The 17,501-nt window shown below is 57.3% G+C and carries 15 protein-coding genes and 1 tRNA gene; 6 read left to right on the top strand and 10 right to left on the bottom strand.

Annotated elements, in window-relative coordinates; genetic code table 11:
• Positions 1–38: 38 nt before the first annotated feature.
• Complete coding sequence (locus J9777_RS00865) at positions 39–1,610, top strand: amidase (protein ID WP_209346923.1); 1,572 nt, start codon at positions 39–41, stop codon at positions 1,608–1,610.
• Between the two features lie 60 nt (positions 1,611–1,670).
• On the opposite strand, the gene tig is transcribed toward J9777_RS00865, so the two are convergent.
• Entirely contained in the window at positions 1,671–3,287 is a 1,617-nt protein-coding gene (gene tig, locus J9777_RS00860) for a trigger factor (RefSeq protein WP_209346922.1), read from the bottom strand.
• A gap of 80 nt (positions 3,288–3,367) precedes the next feature.
• Positions 3,368–3,452, bottom strand: a tRNA-Leu gene (locus tag J9777_RS00855).
• Between the two features lie 134 nt (positions 3,453–3,586).
• On the opposite strand from J9777_RS00855, the gene J9777_RS00850 reads away from it, so the two are divergent.
• Positions 3,587–3,901: a DUF3297 family protein gene (locus J9777_RS00850; protein ID WP_209346921.1), complete on the top strand. Its 315-nt coding sequence runs from the start codon at positions 3,587–3,589 to the stop codon at positions 3,899–3,901.
• A gap of 277 nt (positions 3,902–4,178) precedes the next feature.
• Here the strand turns inward: J9777_RS00850 and J9777_RS00845 are convergent, their stop codons facing one another.
• Positions 4,179–4,928, bottom strand: a complete 750-nt coding sequence (locus J9777_RS00845; protein WP_209346920.1) for a CHAP domain-containing protein — start codon at positions 4,926–4,928, stop codon at positions 4,179–4,181.
• A gap of 128 nt (positions 4,929–5,056) precedes the next feature.
• Between J9777_RS00845 and der the strand changes: the two genes are divergently transcribed.
• Positions 5,057–6,538, top strand: a complete 1,482-nt coding sequence (gene der / locus J9777_RS00840; RefSeq protein ID WP_209346919.1) for a ribosome biogenesis GTPase Der — start codon at positions 5,057–5,059, stop codon at positions 6,536–6,538.
• Positions 6,539–6,548: 10 nt separating this feature from the next.
• Positions 6,549–8,561: an acyltransferase family protein gene (locus J9777_RS00835; RefSeq protein WP_209346918.1), complete on the top strand. Its 2,013-nt coding sequence runs from the start codon at positions 6,549–6,551 to the stop codon at positions 8,559–8,561.
• Here J9777_RS00835 and bfr read toward each other — a convergent pair whose 3' ends face one another.
• The 5 genes from bfr to J9777_RS00810 all read right to left on the bottom strand — a co-directional run bounded on the left by bfr (position 8,562) and on the right by J9777_RS00810 (position 12,428).
• Positions 8,562–9,053, bottom strand: coding sequence for a bacterioferritin (gene bfr, locus J9777_RS00830; RefSeq protein WP_209346917.1), 492 nt, complete (start codon positions 9,051–9,053; stop codon positions 8,562–8,564).
• A gap of 146 nt (positions 9,054–9,199) precedes the next feature.
• The gene (locus tag J9777_RS00825) at positions 9,200–9,403 is read right to left on the bottom strand and encodes a (2Fe-2S)-binding protein (RefSeq protein WP_209346916.1); all 204 of its coding nucleotides are present in this window, start codon (positions 9,401–9,403) and stop codon (positions 9,200–9,202) included.
• Between the two features lie 181 nt (positions 9,404–9,584).
• Entirely contained in the window at positions 9,585–10,961 is a 1,377-nt protein-coding gene (locus J9777_RS00820; protein WP_209346915.1) for an SPOR domain-containing protein, read from the bottom strand.
• A gap of 38 nt (positions 10,962–10,999) precedes the next feature.
• On the bottom strand, positions 11,000–11,689 hold the full coding sequence (locus J9777_RS00815; RefSeq protein WP_209346914.1) for a hypothetical protein: 690 nt from the start codon (positions 11,687–11,689) through the stop codon (positions 11,000–11,002).
• 22 nt (positions 11,690–11,711) lie between these two features.
• A complete protein-coding gene (locus J9777_RS00810; RefSeq protein ID WP_160613258.1) occupies positions 11,712–12,428 on the bottom strand; it encodes a ParA family protein in 717 nt (238 codons plus the stop codon).
• Positions 12,429–12,695: 267 nt separating this feature from the next.
• Here J9777_RS00810 and J9777_RS00805 point away from each other — a divergent pair, with 267 nt between their 5' ends.
• Positions 12,696–13,877 (top strand): SPOR domain-containing protein, encoded by a 1,182-nt coding sequence (locus J9777_RS00805; RefSeq protein ID WP_209346913.1) that lies wholly within the window; start codon positions 12,696–12,698, stop codon positions 13,875–13,877.
• 67 nt (positions 13,878–13,944) lie between these two features.
• Positions 13,945–15,210, top strand: coding sequence for a DUF418 domain-containing protein (locus J9777_RS00800; protein ID WP_209346912.1), 1,266 nt, complete (start codon positions 13,945–13,947; stop codon positions 15,208–15,210).
• Here the strand turns inward: J9777_RS00800 and J9777_RS00795 are convergent.
• A complete protein-coding gene (locus J9777_RS00795) occupies positions 15,200–16,432 on the bottom strand; it encodes an amidohydrolase family protein (RefSeq protein WP_209346911.1) in 1,233 nt (410 codons plus the stop codon). The two genes, J9777_RS00800 and J9777_RS00795, sit on opposite strands and share 11 nt — an antisense overlap.
• Positions 16,429–17,469 (bottom strand): aspartate carbamoyltransferase catalytic subunit, encoded by a 1,041-nt coding sequence (locus J9777_RS00790; protein ID WP_209346910.1) that lies wholly within the window; start codon positions 17,467–17,469, stop codon positions 16,429–16,431. Before J9777_RS00790 ends, J9777_RS00795 begins: the two co-directional genes overlap by 4 nt.
• Positions 17,470–17,501: the final 32 nt, after the last annotated feature.

The raw sequence follows: 17,501 nt of genomic DNA, 5'->3' as shown, positions 1-17,501 counted from the left end.
CACTTGCGTATCCCAAATTTGCCGTCAGACTACGCCTCATGCTTAGAATACTACCGATTTTGCTGGCAACTTTCTGTTGTCTCCAGGCGACTCAGCTATCTGCCCAAGAACAACAAACGCCGCGCGAGCTCATCACTGAGTTGGAAGAGTTTACCGCACAGACGGAGCATCCCGACGATCACGCACTGCATCTTCATTTGCTCGTTCGATATAGCATATTGCTCAAGGCGCTTGATGATGACGGCCCCGCGATCAACGCGGTCATCACGCATAATGTGCCAAGCGCGATGGCGGCTGGCGCGTTTCAGACCAACACCGAGCTCGTTGGCCGCGCGATCCTCGTCAAAGACAATATCGAGACGCGCGAATTTCCGACCACCGCGGGCAGTCTGGCGCTCAAGGACAACAACACTGGCCGCGATGCACCGCTAATCGCCAATATCCGTGCGGCGGGCGGTGTCATTCTGGGCAAGACGAACCTGTCCGAATGGGCCAATATTCGCGATCGCAAATCGACGAGTGGGTGGAGCGCAATTGGCGGTTTGACGAAGAATCCTCACGCAACCGACCGCAACACATGTGGTTCGTCTTCGGGAAGCGGTGCGGCGATTGCCGCAGCGTTCGCTTGGGCCGCTATTGGGACTGAAACCAACGGATCGATAACCTGCCCTGCCAGCGTCAATGGCGTTGTCGGATTCAAACCCAGCGTAGGCCTTGTCAGCCGCCGGCACATTGTCCCGATCAGCTCAACTCAGGACACTGCCGGTCCGATGGCGCGTTCGGTCAACGATGCTGCAATGCTCTTGGGCGCGATGGCCGGCGAGGACGATCAAGATGCAGTGACTTTGACAGCGCAGAACCGTCAGGCAGACTATACTCTCGGTCTGGAAGACTTCTCTCTCGAAGGCGTGCGAATAGGGGTGATGCGTAATCAGATCGGCAATGACGCCGATGTCGAAACGGTATTCGGCGTCGCCATGTCCGATCTCGAAAGGGCCGGCGCGATTTTGGTCGATATCGAGTTTGACCCTAATCCCGAAATGTACCGAGACAGCTTCACAATATTGCTGTTCGAATTGCGTGAGGAGATGGGCAAATATCTGCGCAGCTTGCCGGGCGAAGACTTACCGCGCAGCCTCACCGACCTTATTGCGTTCAACAAAGCCAATGCCGAGACCGAGATGCAATATTTCGGGCAAGGTATCTTCCAAGTCGCCGAACGAACCACCGACCGGCAGGCCTACGTAAAAGCGCGCGAAAATGCCGTGCGCATCGCGGGCAAAGAAACACTCGATATGCTGCTGGCACAGTATGACGTGCAGTTCCTCGTCGCGCCCACACGCGGCCCTGCGTGGGTCAGCGATTTGGAGAATGGTGACAGCTTTAACGGCAGCATCGGATTTGGCAGCCCCGCCGCCATTGCTGGCTATCCGCATTTGACCGTGCCGATGGGTGCTGTTGAACGGCTGCCTGTCGGGATCAGTTTCTTCGGTGCAAAATGGGGGGACCACGATGTGCTGAAAGTTGGCGCTGCCTATGAGCGTGCCCGCAGCGCAGAGCTGCCTATTCCGTCATTCAAACCGTGGCAGGTACAGGCGACCGAAGACTGATACAAAAAGGGCCGCAGCGGTGATCCCGTGCGGCCCTCTTTTTGGTGTTAGGCTTGGTCCTTACTTTTTCTTTGCAGCAGCCTTTTTGGCAGGTGCTTTTTTCGCTGCAGGCTTCTTAGCCGGGGCTTTCTTTGCTGCAGGTTTAGCGGCTGCTTTCTTGGCCGGAGCCTTCTTGGCGGCTGCCTTTTTAGCCGGAGCCTTCTTCGCAGCTTCCTTCTTAGGAGCGGCTTTCTTGGCTGGTGCTTTTTTGGCAGCTGCCTTTTTCGGTGCGGCTTTCTTAGCCGGGGCTTTCTTCTTCGCCGCTGGCTTCTTCTTGGCACCTTTCTTCGCTGCTGCTTCCTCGGCTTCCTCGTCTGCTTCGATAGCAGCTTCGAGTTCTTCCTTGGTCACTTCGCGTTCGGTGACATCGGCTTTCTCGAACAGGAAGTCGACGACCTTGTCCTCATATAGAGGTGCGCGAAGCTGGGCAGCAGCCATTGGCTCTTGCTGGATGTACTGGATGAAGCGCTCGCGGTCTTCGTCGCGATATTGCTGAGCCGCTTGCTGGATGAGCATACTCATTTCCTGCTGACTGACTTCAACACCGTTATTCTGGCCGATTTCGCTGAGCAGCAGACCAAGACGCACACGGCGCTCGGCGATGTTGCGGTAATCGTCTTTCTCGGCTTCGATTTCTTTCAGCGCGCCGTCAGGATCTTCGTCCTTCGCGGCTTCTTGCTGAAGCTGGGCCCAGATTTGGTCGAATTCCGCATCGACCATCTTTTCAGGCACATCGAAATCGTGACCGGCGGCCAGCTGGTCAAGAAGCTGGCGCTTCATCTGCGTGCGAGTCAGACCGTTTGTCTCTTGCTCAAGCTGGCCTTTGAGAAGCTCTTTAAGCTTGTCGAGGCTGTCGAGGCCGAGTGAAGTCGCGAAATCATCGTCGATCTTGCTTTCGCCTTCGACTTTGACTTGCTTCACAGTGATCGCGAATTGCGCATCTTTACCGGCAAGATGCTCTGCCTGATAATCTTCAGGGAAAGTCACAGTGATGGTTTTCTCATCACCGGTCTTCGCGCCGGTCAGTTGCTCTTCGAAGCCGGGAATGAATTGGCCCGAACCGATTACCAGCGGCGCGTCTTCTGCTTTGCCACCTTCAAATTCTTCGCCATCGATGCTGCCAACAAAATCGATGATCAGTTGATCACCGTCGCCGGCTTTTTTCGATTTCGGCGCGTCTTTGTAGCTCTTCTGCTGGTCAGCGATGTTCTTGACCGCTTCATCAACCGCATCGTCGCTAACCGGAACGGTCAGGCGCTCAAGCTTCAAACTGTCGATGTCAGGCGTTTCGATGACTGGCAGAACTTCGAGTTCCACAGTCAGGCTGGCATCCTTGCCTTCCTCATAACCTTCTTCGAGGTCGATCGCAGGCTGCATCGCTGGGCGAAGCTGCTTTTCTTTCATCAGTTCGTCGACCGATTCGCGGATCACATCATTGACGGTTTGCGCGTGAAGCTGCTCGCCGTGCATTTTCTTGACCAGATTCGCAGGAACTTTGCCGGGACGGAAGCCGGGCATTTTGACCTGCGGGGCAATCTTCTTGATCTCTGCGTCGATCCGGCTGGCAATATCTGCCGCGGGAATGGTCACCGTATAGGCGCGCTGGAGGCCTTTGTTCGTGGTCTCTTTGATTTGCATGATGCGCTGTTTAAACCTTTATAAAATCACAAATTTCTGAGCATTCGACTCGTTCCACAACGGGAAACCCGTGCAGAAAATGGTGCGGGCGAAGGGACTCGAACCCCCACATCGTAAGATACTGGTACCTAAAACCAGCGCGTCTACCAATTCCGCCACGCCCGCACACGAACGAAGCCGCACGAGCGCTAGACTCGCGAGCAAGGGTGCGCCCTTAAAAGGCCCCGATGAAAAGGGCAAGCACGGTCTGTGGCGTGCGGGGCCTTGCGACACACACAATGTCCGACTATCGGGCGCTTATGAGCGACGAAAACACTCCAGAGAGCCCAGAGACCCCGACTTCAACCGGGCCAGATGTGCCCCCCGATCACATTTCTGTGAATCCGCGCAACAAGGCGTTTGACGGTGAGAAGCTGCAACGCGGCATCGGCATCCGGTTCAAAGGCAAAGAACGTACCGATATCGAAGAGTATAGTATCTCCGAAGGTTGGGTGCGTGTGCAAGCGGGCAAAACACTGGACCGCAAGGGTCAGCCGCTGACGATCAAGCTAAAAGGCCCGGTTGAAGCATGGTACGAAGATCTGGGCGACGAGCCGCCTGTGGCGAAAAAGTAGATCTATTGTTTTTATAGACCCTCAGTCGCCGGGCGTTTTGTGTGTTTAGCCTCAGGCGCCGGCGCTCACATCCGTTCGCTTAGGCTTCCGCCCTACCGGGCGGCGCACGGTCGCGCTTGCGATTTCCTAGTCGGAAACCGGACTATTCCAAGCCGTATTGGTAGCGCTCAATCCCGGTCAGCGACTAGCTGACCGCAAGGCCGACCGGCCGCCCGAGCTTATACGAAGAAGCAAGCGAGGCGGATGCATCGCGCCCGCAGGGCTAAACAAAAACTCTCTAATCGTAGAGTGAAACAGCAGCACTCACGCGATCATCCGCATTTCGTCTCTCGACGCGTGTTTTAGGCACCGTGCGAAGAGGCTGTCTGCGGGATGCCGCTTTTTGCGCTGGCTTGGCCGATATGTTGGCGAAAGCACTGGCAAAAGCTTGCGAAGGTGCACGCGATACCGGCTTTGGCGCTGGCGCGCTGGCGATCTGCATTCTCGGCTTTGGCGCGACAAACGAAGGCGTTTCAAACTTCGGCGCCTTGTCTGAATAGATGAAACCGTGGATCGGCCATGCCGTTTTACCCAGCGCCTGAATCGGGTGATACCACACACGAACCTGGCTCCAGTCGTTATTGGGCGAAACATCAACCGCGCGTACATCATTCTCGATCTGACCGCGGCGTCCGTTGATCGGTGACCAATTGGAATGGCGCAGCAGAACGGTGCGGCTGTTTACGATCTTGCTGACCGCAGCCACGTGACCCAGCCGCATATTGCCATGCGGTTGGAACGCCATCACGGCACCGACTTTGGGCCGGTTGCCGCGCTTGAACTTGCCCTTGGCTTGCTTCCACCACGTGTAGGCATCGCCGTAGATACTGATTCCACTAACCTCACGCGCATATGGTACGCATTGTAGGTAAGGCGGCAATTCGCGAGATTGGCTGACGCTTACGCGTGCTTCAGCGCTGTCGGCCAATAGCGGCATCGATCCCGCCAAGGCTGCCAGCGCAACACATTTGGAAATTCCCTTCAACATGACATCGCTAATGATGCGTTAGGGTTGCAACCACCCTGCCGGACAAGGTTAACCGGAAATAACCATAAGCCGCAGTGGTACTCACAAGCCTTGCCATTCGCGGCATTAACCGCCACCTGCGGCCCATCATGCTTCCGCAAGTTATCATTATTGGCCGGCCCAATGTCGGCAAGAGCACGCTTTTCAACCGCTTGGTTGGGAAGAAGCTGGCGCTCGTCGACGATCAGCCGGGTGTGACTCGCGACCGGCGCAGCGGCGAAGCAGAGATCGCCGGACTAAAGTTTGAAGTCGTCGATACAGCAGGTTGGGAAGATGACGATCCTGACACGCTGCCGGGCCGGATGCGCAAGCAGACCGAAGTCAGCCTGGTCGGCGCAGATGCTGCCATGATGGTGATCGATGCACGCGCTGGCGTCACCACGCTGGACGAAGAAATCGCTTTGTGGCTGCGCAGTCAGAAAGTGCCCGTGGTGATGGTCTGCAACAAAGCCGAAGGCAAAGCTGCCGAAGCAGGCATTTATGAAAGCTACGCGCTTGGCTTCGGCGACCCCATCCCGGTTTCCGCAGAACATGGCGAAGGGATTGCCGATCTGTTCGGCGCGCTCTGGCCGATCATTGGCGATAGCGAAGCACTCATCGCGGCCGAAAAAGCCGAGATCGCCTACAATAAGAAGCTGGCAGTCGATGAAGCCCGCGCCGCCGCAGAAGCTGCTGGCGAGGAATTTTTCGAGGAAGACGAGCCTGATACCGGCCCGCTGAAGCTGGCCATTGTCGGGCGACCGAACGCGGGCAAGTCGACACTCATTAACCGGATGCTGGGCGAGGATCGCCTGCTAACTGGCCCCGAAGCGGGCATCACGCGTGATTCAATCGCTGTTGACTGGAAATGGACCGATCCAAGCAGCGGCGAAGAGCGCGATATCCGCCTGATTGACACCGCCGGGATGCGCAAACGCGCGAAAGTCACAGAGAAACTGGAGCGGCTAGCGGTCCAAGATGCCAAATTGGCCGTGGATTTCGCGGAAGTGGTGGTGCTTCTGCTCGATGCTACACAAGGCCTCGAGCATCAGGATCTCAAAATCGCCTCGCAAGTGCTCGAGGAGGGCCGCGCGCTGATGATTGCGATTAACAAGTGGGACATCGCGCAGGATGCCTCCAGCCTGTTCAACGGCATTCGTGAGGCATTGAATGAAGGCCTGGCCCAAGTGCGCGGCGTGCCGCTCTTCGCTGTATCCGCCAAAACCGGCAAAGGCATCGACACGATGCTGGGTGCAGCGTTCGAGCACCGCAGCAACTGGTCAAAACGCGTGCCGACCGCAGCACTCAATCGCTGGTTCGATGATGCGCTTAACAACAACCCTCCCCCTGCCCCCGGCGGCAAGCGGATCAAGCTGCGTTATATTACGCAGGTTGGCACACGCCCGCCACGTTTTGTGGTGTTCGGGACGCGGCTGGACTCGCTGCCGACAAGCTATGAGCGCTATCTGGTCAACGGGATCCGCAAGCATTTGGGCTTTGATGCAGTGCCGGTCCGCGTCGGGCTGAAGAGCGCCAAGAACCCGTATCACATCCGCCAGCAAGCTTCGAAGCAGGAACGGACGGAGCGCTAAAGGGTCGCGTATGGTAGTCCTGCCTGCATTCTCCTACCGGCCTGAAATTGACGGCTTACGCGCTGTCGCGGTTGTTGCGGTCATTCTGTACCACGCGGGCTATTCGCTGTTTTCCGGCGGTTTTGTCGGCGTCGATGTGTTCTTCGTTATCAGCGGCTATTTGATTTGCTCGCTGATCCTGAAGGATCTCGATCAGGGCAAATTCTCATTCCTCGAGTTTTGGGAGCGCCGCGCGCGGCGGATATTCCCGGCTTTGTTCGCGATGGTGCTCGGCACCGTTTTAATCGCTTTTGTGTTGCTGTTCCCGGGGGATATAAAGCGATTGGGTAGCAGCATGGCGGGGGTGGCAACCTTCCTGTCCAATATCGTGTTCTCTCGCCAGACTGGCTATTTCGACGCACTCAGCGAGTTTAAGCCGCTGATCCATACTTGGAGCCTTTCGGTCGAAGAGCAGTTCTATCTGGTCTTCCCGATCTTGATATTCGCGCTGTGGAAGCTCGGCGCGCGCCGGGCATCTGCGATCTTCGCAGGCCTTTTGGTTGCCAGCTTCGCGGCGGCTGAACTGACCGTGCACGCCTACCCCGACATCGCATTCTTCTACCCGCACACGCGCGCGTGGGAATTACTCAGCGGGGTACTCGCAGCGATTTTCCTGCATCGCATCCCCGCGAATTGGTCGGCATCCACTCGCGAAATTGGGAGCATGGCCGGCTTTATGCTGGTGTTTGGTTCGATCTTCTGGCTCGATTCCACCACGCCCTTCCCCAGCCTCTATGCAGTTCCACCGGTTCTTGGCACGGTGATGATTGTTCTATTTGCACGCGACGGCGGGCTTGTTCGTAGCGTTCTTGCTTGGAAGCCAATGGTTGCTATCGGCCTGGCATCTTACAGCGCCTATCTGTGGCATCAGCCAGTCTTTGCCTATGCGCGGCATCTCTATATCGCCGATCCCTCCGGTATCATGATGCCCATTGCAATCCTAATCAGCGCGGGCCTTGCTTACCTTAGCTGGCGCTTTGTCGAGGCACCCTTCCGTGACCGATCACTCTTTAGCCAGAAACAGATTTTTGTCGGCTCTTTCATCACGCTGGCCGTGACGTTCATCATTGGCGTCGGGCTGTATTTTTCTGATGGTTTCGTTGGACGGTTCTCACCCGAGGTGCGCGAATTGATTGACGGCAAGGCCGATGCCGGCGGCTTGAAGGGTAAATGCATCATTTCCGAGCGAGAGCCGGACGCTTTGCGCGCGAAGATCGAAGCGTGTTACGAACCGGGAAACACTATCTACCTGATCGGTGATTCCCACGCGCGATCAATCTCGCAAGCCGTGGGTAAGATAGCCGGTAGCAACAATCTGACCCTGATCGTCTTGTGGGAAAGCGGCTGTATGCCGGTCCAGAACGTCGCGCGCACCCGCCAATCGGAGACGTGTTCAAAACTAAAGGCACAAACACGTCAGCTGACGCGCGATTTCCCCGCACCGGTAATTCTATCCAGCCGCTGGCGGCGCTTTATTCAAGGTGACCCGTTCAACAACCGCGAGGGTGGTCAGGAATTTGGTCCGTCAATGCCGATGGTCGCGGACGGTGAGTTGGTCGACAACCCAGTTAAGCGAGTCGAGTTTGCCCTACTTGATTGGTCGGAGGATGTGCCTCTCGTCGTTATCGATACAATCCCAGAAGCGGGCTGGTTGGTGAAACGCGCCATAGCCCGCCGCCGCCAGATGAGTATCGGACCAGACGAACCGCTTACAACCAGCTACGACGCCTATCTGGACGCCAATCGTAACGTGATCGCGATGTTCGACCGGCTGGAGCAGAATGAAGCGATCTCGGTCGTGCGTACCGCACCCATGGTGTGCAGCGACAACACCGGCCGTTGCCTCAACGAGCGTGACGGAGAAGCATTGTATATTGACGACGACCACCCTGACTGGCCGTTCTCACGGGATATTGCAGCAGAAGTGTTTGAGCAGCTGCGCGAGAGAGAATTGGTTACTAACCCCCGTAAAAGCGAGAAGTAATTACCCCTCGCCGCCTTCACCAGCGGCCTGGCTTTGCAACTGCACGTAGTTTTCCAGCCCCATGCGTTCGATCATATCGAACTGGGTTTCGAGGAAGTCGACATGCTCTTCCTCGCTGGAAAGGATGCTGGCGAACAGATCGCGGCTGACAAAGTCGCGCACGCTCTCACAATAGGCCACAGCATCTTTAAGCAGCGGGATTGCGTCATGTTCAACCGCGAGATCCGCCTTGAGGATTTCTTCGACCGTTTCGCCGACGCGCAAATTGTGGATCGCCTGAAAGTTCGGCAGGCCGTTGAGAAACAGAACCCGTTCCGCAAGCATATCGGCATGCTTCATTTCGTCGATTGATTCGTGCCGCTCATATTCAGCTAGCTTGGTCACGCCCCAATCATCAAGGACGCGGTAATGCAACCAATATTGGTTTATCGCGGTCAGCTCGTTAGTAAGCGCCTTGTTCAAAAAATCGATGACTTTTTCGTCGCCCTTCACGGCACGTCTCCTGCTTGGGTCCAAATCGGAATTATGGCGCAGTCTATGCGCCGTGAGGAGCCGAATTAGCAAGCGGAAAAGTCGAAAAAACGGCGGAATTCCGCCACTTGCGAGTGATTTGCGTTAGTAGAAAATGGAGCGCGAATTTACTCGGCGTAGGCCGGCATGAGCGCCATTTCGCGCTCTTCATCGACAATCGCTTGAGCATCTTCGAGGCATTGGCCGCAATTGGGGCGCTTGCCCATCGCTGCATAGACTGCCTCTACATCACCATCTTTCGCACTCGCCCCAGCACACGCAGCGCGGCGCAAATCGCTTTCTTTGATGGCGTTGCAAATGCAGATGTACACGCGGGCAATCTCCTTCAATAGAAAGAGAAGTAATGCGACTTACTCGCAATAGCAAGCGCTTTTGAGAATCATTTGCAAAGAGTTGTTAACGAAAAGCGCTCTCCCTAGGTCGGAAGAGCGCTCTCGCTGCTATTCAATTTTTTCAGAAGTCGGCAGAACCGACCTGATTTGCCGGTCTGGATTAGCGACTGGCCATCCGTACACCGCGATCAACTGCACCCGGAAGCGGAGCATTTGCCGCCCAAGTTATGCAACCTTGGCCTTTGGCCTTGACCGTCGAACACATGCTGCGTGCGCTGGCATTCTTAAAACCGCCAGCGGAAACGCGGAAATAGCGCTTACCGCGCACGCGCGCTTCGGTGATGACCATGTCATAGTTTTTCAGCTGCGGATAACGCTTAGCATAGATGCCCCATGCGCGCTTTGCACCGGCTTCGCTGGTGAACGAACCGAGCTGGATCAAATGCTCACCCTGAACCGCTGGACGCGATTCAGCATGAGATTTGGCCGCCACGCTGGCGGGCATTTTCTGGACCACAGGGTTCGATACGAAACGAACCGCGCTGTTGGTGATATCAGCAAGCGTTGCACCGGTTGGTGTCGGCTCCGCAAACGCATCAGCGAATTGCTCCGGTGCGTCTGCAGGTGCAGGTGCAGCGGCGACAACTGGTGTTGGAGCTGGAGCTGGCGCGAACTCTGACGCTGGCTCATCGCCAACTGCTGGAAGCTCACCGCCCATTGGTGGCAAAATGTAACGCGGAGCCTCTAGAGCCGCTTCGGCGACTTGGACCGGAGCTGGAGCAGTTGCCTCAGCCGCGAGTTGCTCTGCGGTCACTGCGTTCGATAGCGCCAATTGCGCAGGCTGACCGGCATCGCCGACCAACGGCACGCCGAGCAGCGTCGCAACGCGTGTCTGGAAGTGTTCCGGGCGAACAGTCTGCGCCCATTCGCCGATCCGGTCGCTGACCTGATCTGCTGGCACATCTTCTGCCGCCATCAACCGAGCCGCACGCCACTCACCTTTGAGCGCGTAAGAATATGCAAGGTTCTGACGGACCTTTGGAGTTGTCTGGCCCGAACGCAGGGCGTTGCCCAATACGTGGATGCCGCGCTCTGGATTGCCTGCGAGTGAGAATGCCAGACCAAGATCGGCCGGATCAATCGAATCGCGGTGATCACTCAGAACCGCAAGTGCCGCCGGATTGTTACCCGCTGCGATTTCCGCAAGGGCATAGCTAAGCGCCGTGCGTGAGCTATCATCACCCAGCGTCATTGCGTCTTTAAAGCTCGTCGCTGCCGACTGGAAACGGCCTGCTTCCATATAAACGGCACCAAGCATTGCGCGGTAACCCGCATTGCGCGGTTCAGCCAATACGGATTCTTCCGCATGGGCGATCGCTTTGCTTGTCTTACCTTTGACCAGAGCGCTCTGCGCTTTTTGCGCAGAGAAGTCAGCGCGCGGTGCAGCCTGCGATGCGCAACCAGCCAGAGTGGTGGTCGCAAGGGCAGTCGTAACGGCCAGCATGATGGCCCGGTTCTGTTTGGCTATCTTGGGCATTGTCTGTTTCCCTCTTGCTCTTGGTCTTCGTGTCAAAATTAGGTGCGCACTTGCGCGGCGAGTGAATCCACATCAGGCATATCGCCGAGCAGATGATCGAGAGCTTCGGTCACCAATTGCTGTGCACTGCGATTGCGCAGCGTGCAGGCGAGACGAAGCTTCAGATGGCGGTCCGCGTCGAGACGCAGAGTAAAGGCAGCGCGCTTGCCGCGATCCAAAGCCGAGCGGCGCTTGCGCGATGATTTCACATGCGTTTCTGCAGGTGCAACCCCAGGAACGGCCTCTTGAGCCACTTCTTGAACGGGCTCTGGTTCGACCTGAGCGGGCTGATCCTCTAGCTGCTCTGGCTCATCGTCTGCTTCGAATTCATGGCCTTCGCCGGGACCAGCCTCAGCAGGGCTCAACGTCGCGTAGAGACCTTCTTGCTGGCGGCGAACTTCGGGTTTTTCAACCAAAAGGTCGGTCAGCGCGGCTTCAGCCTGTTCAGCCAGTTCTTGCGCTTCGGCGTCCGCTTCAGGATTAGCCGGAGCAGGCGTGAGATGCGCGACCTCGGCATCATGTTTGGGCGCATCATCATCCGCGCCCATATCGTTCCATCCCAGATCTTCCAGGCTTTGTGCAGCACTGCCTGCTGTCAGCGGCGCCAGCTGCGGGCGCATAGCCGGCTTCGCGCCGCCCTTACGGGCCAGCAAAGTCGGGCTGAGAGAGGCGAAGTTCGTGTCGTCCATGACGCTTGTCCTGATCCCCCGATTACTGAGCGACGCGGCGGCCGAAGCCTCCGCCTGGACGGTGAGCCGGCGCAACTTGCGATACCGAACCCGGTGCCGCAAACACTGTGCGACGGAAATTCTTCTCAAGCCGGTCCGCCATATAGTTCCACAGCGCGGTAACTTCGGCAGCGCTGCGGCTTTCGGGATCGACTTCCATCACGGTACGGCCATCGATCATCGAGGCAGCGAAGTCCGTGCGGTGGTGAAGCGTGATCGGAGCAACGGTGCCATGCTGTGACAACGCGACGGCAGCTTCCGATGTAATTTTGGCTTTCGGCGTTGCGGCATTGACCACGAACACCAGCGGCTTGCCTGCGCGTTCGCACAGATCAACCGTAGCACCCACAGCGCGCAAATCATGCGGGCTCGGGCGGGTTGGCACAACGATCAGTTCGGCAACGCCGATAACCGATTGGATAGCCAGAGTAATTGCTGGCGGCGTGTCGATCACGGCCAGTTTGAAGCCCTGCTGACGCAGAACCTGAAGATCGTTCGCAAGACGTGCGACTGTGGTTTGGGCGAACGCAGGATATTCTGCTTCGCGCTCATTCCACCAATCGGCCAGCGACCCTTGTGGATCGATGTCGATGAGAACCACTGGACCTGCACCGGCGCGTTGCGCCTGCACTGCCAGATGTCCTGAAAGAGTGGTTTTACCCGAGCCACCCTTTTGCGATGCTAATGCCAGTACTCGCAAGGCCTGGTCCCCCTAGAATCCGTTTACATACAAAGCCGCACGATTGCGGTTCGGATGTTGAGATCGCAGGATACCCCTAATTTTGAGTTAACGAGACGAACGTGGCATGAAGGGTGAAACCGGTTTTGAGTCGCTAACTCCCTGTGATTGCAGACATGGTTAACGGGGAAGTCACCATGGAAACGAAATGCTAACGCCTCATTCACTATAGGGACGCCACGGTAACGAAATGAATCAGACCAAGCTTAATAAGGGTCTCTCGACGCTATGATACGATCACGTGCACTCTCTTTCCTCGCAGTCGCTGCGACACTGGCAGTCGCCGCCCCTGCCGTGGCCGAGCTTAATGCTGGATATGAAGCATGGAACCGCGGCGACTATCAAACCGCGGTGCGTGAATGGCGTGACCTGGCCGCGAAGGGCAATGCCGATGCGCAGTTCAACATGGCGCAGGCTTACCGCCTGGGCCGCGGCGTCGAGCAAAACTCGAAGCAGGCGGAAATCCTGATCGCCAAAGCTGCGGCGCAGGGGCATATCAAAGCAACCGACACATACGGCCTGCTGCTGTTCCAAAGCGGCCGCCGTGAAGAGGCGATGCCTTACATCATCAAAGCTGCTGAGCGCGGTAATCCGCGCGCGCAATATTTGCTCGGTATCGGGCACTTCAATGGCGATCTGGTGGGTAAGGATTGGGTACGCGCCTATGCGCTGATGACCCTGTCGAACTCTGCGGGATTTGCGCAAGCCAAACCTGCGATCACGCAAATGGATGATTTTATTCCGCTAACCCAGCGTCAGGAAGCACAGGTACTGGCGCAAAAGCTACAGCGTGACGCAAGCTCTAAGTTGGCGCAGCAGATAGCTTCGGACGAATTGGGCGTGACGGTCAAACCGGCCACTGCTGCGACGCCGACCAGGCAAGCGAGCGCGCCTGCGCATTCACCGCTACCCAGCTCGGTAACGCGCATTCCGCAGCCGATCCAGACAATGAAAGTTCCGCCGTCAGTCGCTGCGGCACAAACTGCCGTAGCCGAGGCAGCGCGTGTGACTGGCACCGAAAGCCCCGCCCGCGCGGGCGCTGACTTCGTAGTACCTACACAGGCCGCACCGGCACGAACCACTCCGGTACGAACGGCGCAAGTTGCTCCTAAACCGAAGCCACCTGCACCGCGTGTGGCCACACCAGCCCCGCGCCGCGTTGCTACAAATTCAGCGAGCGCAAGCGGCCCATGGCGGGTTCAGCTCGGTGCATTCGGTGTGCGCAGCAATGCCGACCGTCTCTGGTCGCGCCTGTCGGGCAAGGCGGTTCTGTCGGGCAAGAAGAAGTTCGTTGTTCCCGCCGGCCGCGTAGTGAAGCTGCAAGTTGGCGGCTATCCGAGCCGGTCTAGCGCGCAAACAGCGTGCAATACGCTAAAGCGTAGCGGACAGGATTGCTTGGTTACCCGCTAAGCTCTCCACAATTGCCTTTCCCCCCGCTGCTGCGTGGTGCTATCGCCGCGCCGTGAGGGGAATTTGAATGACCGACAGCAATAGCGAGCAGGTCCTGCCTGCATCCGCGACACAAGCACCACGCCTGCTTGGCTTGGATTTCACACGCGGCATTGCGGTACTCGGCATTCTGGCCGCAAATATTGTAGCCTTCGGGCAGCCGATGTCAGCCTATATGTGGCCTGAGGCATTCCTGACCCCGCATGGTGAGGCATCCAATTGGATGTGGGTGGTCCAGTTCATTCTAATCGACGGCAAAATGCGCGGTCTTTTCACGCTACTCTTCGGTGCCGGACTGGTGCTGTTTATGGAGAAAGCCTGGGAAAAAGGGCAAACCCGGTGGTTGCAGGCACGGCGGCTGTTTTTCCTGCTGATCTTCGGAATGATCCATTATTATCTGATCTGGCACGGTGATATCCTGATCCTTTATGCCGTCGTCGGCTTCGCAGCGATGGCCTGCCTCCGTTGGAAGGCCAAGACCCAGCTCATCGTCGGTGCACTCGGTTATGTGGTTGGTGCAATCATGTTCGCGGTGTTCATGACATTCCCGTATTTTGTCACCGAAACATCATTTGGCGATCAAGGTGCCATGCTCGAACAGCGAGCGGAGTTGGAGAAAGAAGTCGCCAATCAAATGGCTGACGACGCGGCTGAAGCTGCGATCAATATTGATGGCAGCTATGGCGACATAGTTGCCCATCGATTCAATGAGCACGGGTGGCTGCCTTTCATCAACATTTTGATGTTCAGTTTCGAAACCTTCCCGCTGATGCTGCTGGGAATGGGCTTGTTCCGTATCGGCGTCTTCAGCGGCGGGATTGATCCGGGCACGCAGCGTCGATGGGGATGGATATCTTTGATCTTTGGCACCGCGCTTACCATTCCAGTGGCTCTCTGGGCGCTGGGAAGCGGAATTACATATTGGGGGAGCATCGCCGCATTCATGGGGTTCTCTTTCCTACCTAGAGTCTTCATGGTTTTGGGGCTTGCGATGCTACTCGCGCTGTGGGGACCGAAGGCAACAGGCTGGCTGGGTCAACGCTTTACGGCAGCCGGCCGCATGGCGTTCACCAATTACCTTGGCACATCGGTGCTGATGATGCTGATCTTCCATCCATGGGCTGGCGGGCTGTGGGGCGAACTCAACCGGCCACAACTCTACATCGTGGTTCTGGTCGCTTGGGCGATCATGCTGCTGTGGTCCAAGCCATGGCTGGCGCGGTTCCGCTTCGGTCCGCTCGAATGGCTGTGGCGTTGCCTGACTTACGGCAAGCTGTTCCCGCTCAAGCGGTAATTTCTACACCGCCTTTGAACACTGACAGCGCCCTGCCCTGTGTCGGCTGATGGTCGAACGGCGTGTTGCCGCCTTTTGCCGCCATTTGGCTTGAGTCAATAATCCATGGCTTCTCCGGATCAATGATGCAGAGATCCGCTTCAAGACCTGTTTCGATTTGACCGCAGGAGACACCGAGCAGTTTGGCCGGATTGGCTGCGAGCAGTTCGAAAGCACGCGCCATATCAATCACATTATCACGTAGCAATGTCAGCGTCATGGCCAGCAGCGTTTCCGCGCCAGCCATACCCGGCTCTGCATCAGCAAATGGCAGACGCTTGTCTTCCGGTCCGCGGGGATCGTGACCCGATGCAATAACGTCTATCGTTCCGTCGCCAATTGCCGCGATCACAGCATTTCGGTCGCTTTCGCTGCGCAAAGGAGGTGATAGACGAGCGAAGGTTCTAAACTCGGCTGTCGCCAAATCGGACAGCATGAAATGCGCAGGCGTGACGCCAGCGGTCACCTGAATACCACGCGCCTTTGCTGCGCGCACCAGATCAAGCGACGCTTTGGTTGTTACCTGTCTGATATGCAGTCTCGCCCCGGCCATTTCGGCTAGCATGATATCGCGCGCGACGGCCAATGCTTCGGCTTCGGCAGGGGCACTGGGTAGCCCCAAACGCGTTGCCATATCTCCTGCGGTAGCCGCAGCGGTTCCCGACAGCCCGGCATCCTCGGCATGCGACACGACGACCAAATCGAGCATCGTTGCATATTGTAACAACCGCAGCATTGCGCCCGAATCTGCAATCCATCCGCGCCCGGTTGCTACGCCGCGCGCACCGGCATCCTTCATCAGGCCAATCTCGGCCAGTTCACTTCCCTCAAGCCCCTTGGTTGCCGCTGCTAGGGGATGGACCCACAGATCGGGCTTTCCGCTATAGGCGACCAGCCGCACGCGGGATGGATAGTCAAGCGGCGGACTTTGATCGGGCATCACTGCGGCGCGGGTAATCCCGCCGAAGTGAAACGCAGGCTTATCGACCGCAAATACACCGAAATCGACGAGACCGGGCGTTATCAACTTACCCTTCGCATCAACGACGCTGTCGCCATCCTGCGGCGTTACATCGCCAATGCTGTCGATCAGACCATCGACGCAGCGAACCGCGCCAGAAGTCAGGCCATCGGCCCCGACAATCTGGCCATTTGTTATCGTTAGGGGCGCTCGCTGCTTCATGCCCAGCGCTCCTTAGGTTCAACCCAGCCTTCGACACCGCGAGTTTTCCGTGTCAGCACATCGAGCGCTGCCATCCGGATCGCAACGCCCATCTCAACCTGACGCGTAATGATAGATCGGCCGATCATATCGGCTACTTCGCTATCAATCTCGACCCCGCGATTCATCGGGCCGGGATGCATAACCAGTGCATCGGGTGCAGCACGCTGCAGCCTGTCTTGAGTGAGGCCAAACAGATGATGATATTCGCGCGCGGAAGGGATGAACTGGCCCTCCATACGCTCGGTCTGAAGCCGCAACATCATTACGACGTCACTACCATCCAATGCCGCATCAAAATTGCTAAATGGCTGAGCGCCCATCGCTTCCACCTCTGCAGGCATCAGCGCTGGCGGCGCGCACAAGCGCACTGATGCGCCAAGTGCGGTGAGGCAGAGAATATTTGATCGCGCAACGCGGCTATGCAGAATATCGCCGCAGATAGTGACCGTGAGACCGGTGAAATCATCGGCATTGTGTCCGCGCTCGCGCAAAGCATGACGCAAAGCCAGCGCGTCGAGCAGGCCCTGTGTCGGATGCTCATGCTGCCCGTCGCCGGCATTCAGTACCGGGCAATCGACCTTGCTCGCAATCAATTCGACCGCGCCGCTGGAACCGTGCCGGATGACAATTGCATCGGCACGCATAGCATTGAGCGTGATCGCGGTGTCGATCAGCGTCTCACCTTTTTTCACGCTCGATTGCGCCGCATGCATATTGACGACATCCGCGCCCAGACGCTTGCCCGCAATCTCGAAGCTCAGCAGCGTCCGCGTGGAGTTTTCAAAGAATGCATTGATGATCGTCAGACCAGCCAGAGCATCGCTATGCTTCGCGGTCTGGCGGTTCAAATCCACCCATTGTTCCGCCTCATCGAGCAGGAATAGGATTTCGTGGCGCTCCAGCTGGCCAATGCCCAGCAGATCGCGATGCGGAAAGGCCAGCGAACCTGCGGGATATTCCCGTGAGGTGCCAGATGAGGATTGCGTCGATGTCATTAAAGCCAAGCCCCTAGTCGAGGCACGTCCGC

The organism is Pontixanthobacter sp. CEM42 (assembly GCF_017812015.1).
Classification (GTDB): domain Bacteria; phylum Pseudomonadota; class Alphaproteobacteria; order Sphingomonadales; family Sphingomonadaceae; genus Pontixanthobacter.
Note: the sequence above shows the minus strand (reverse complement) of the source record. Positions and strands in the feature narration are given on the sequence as shown.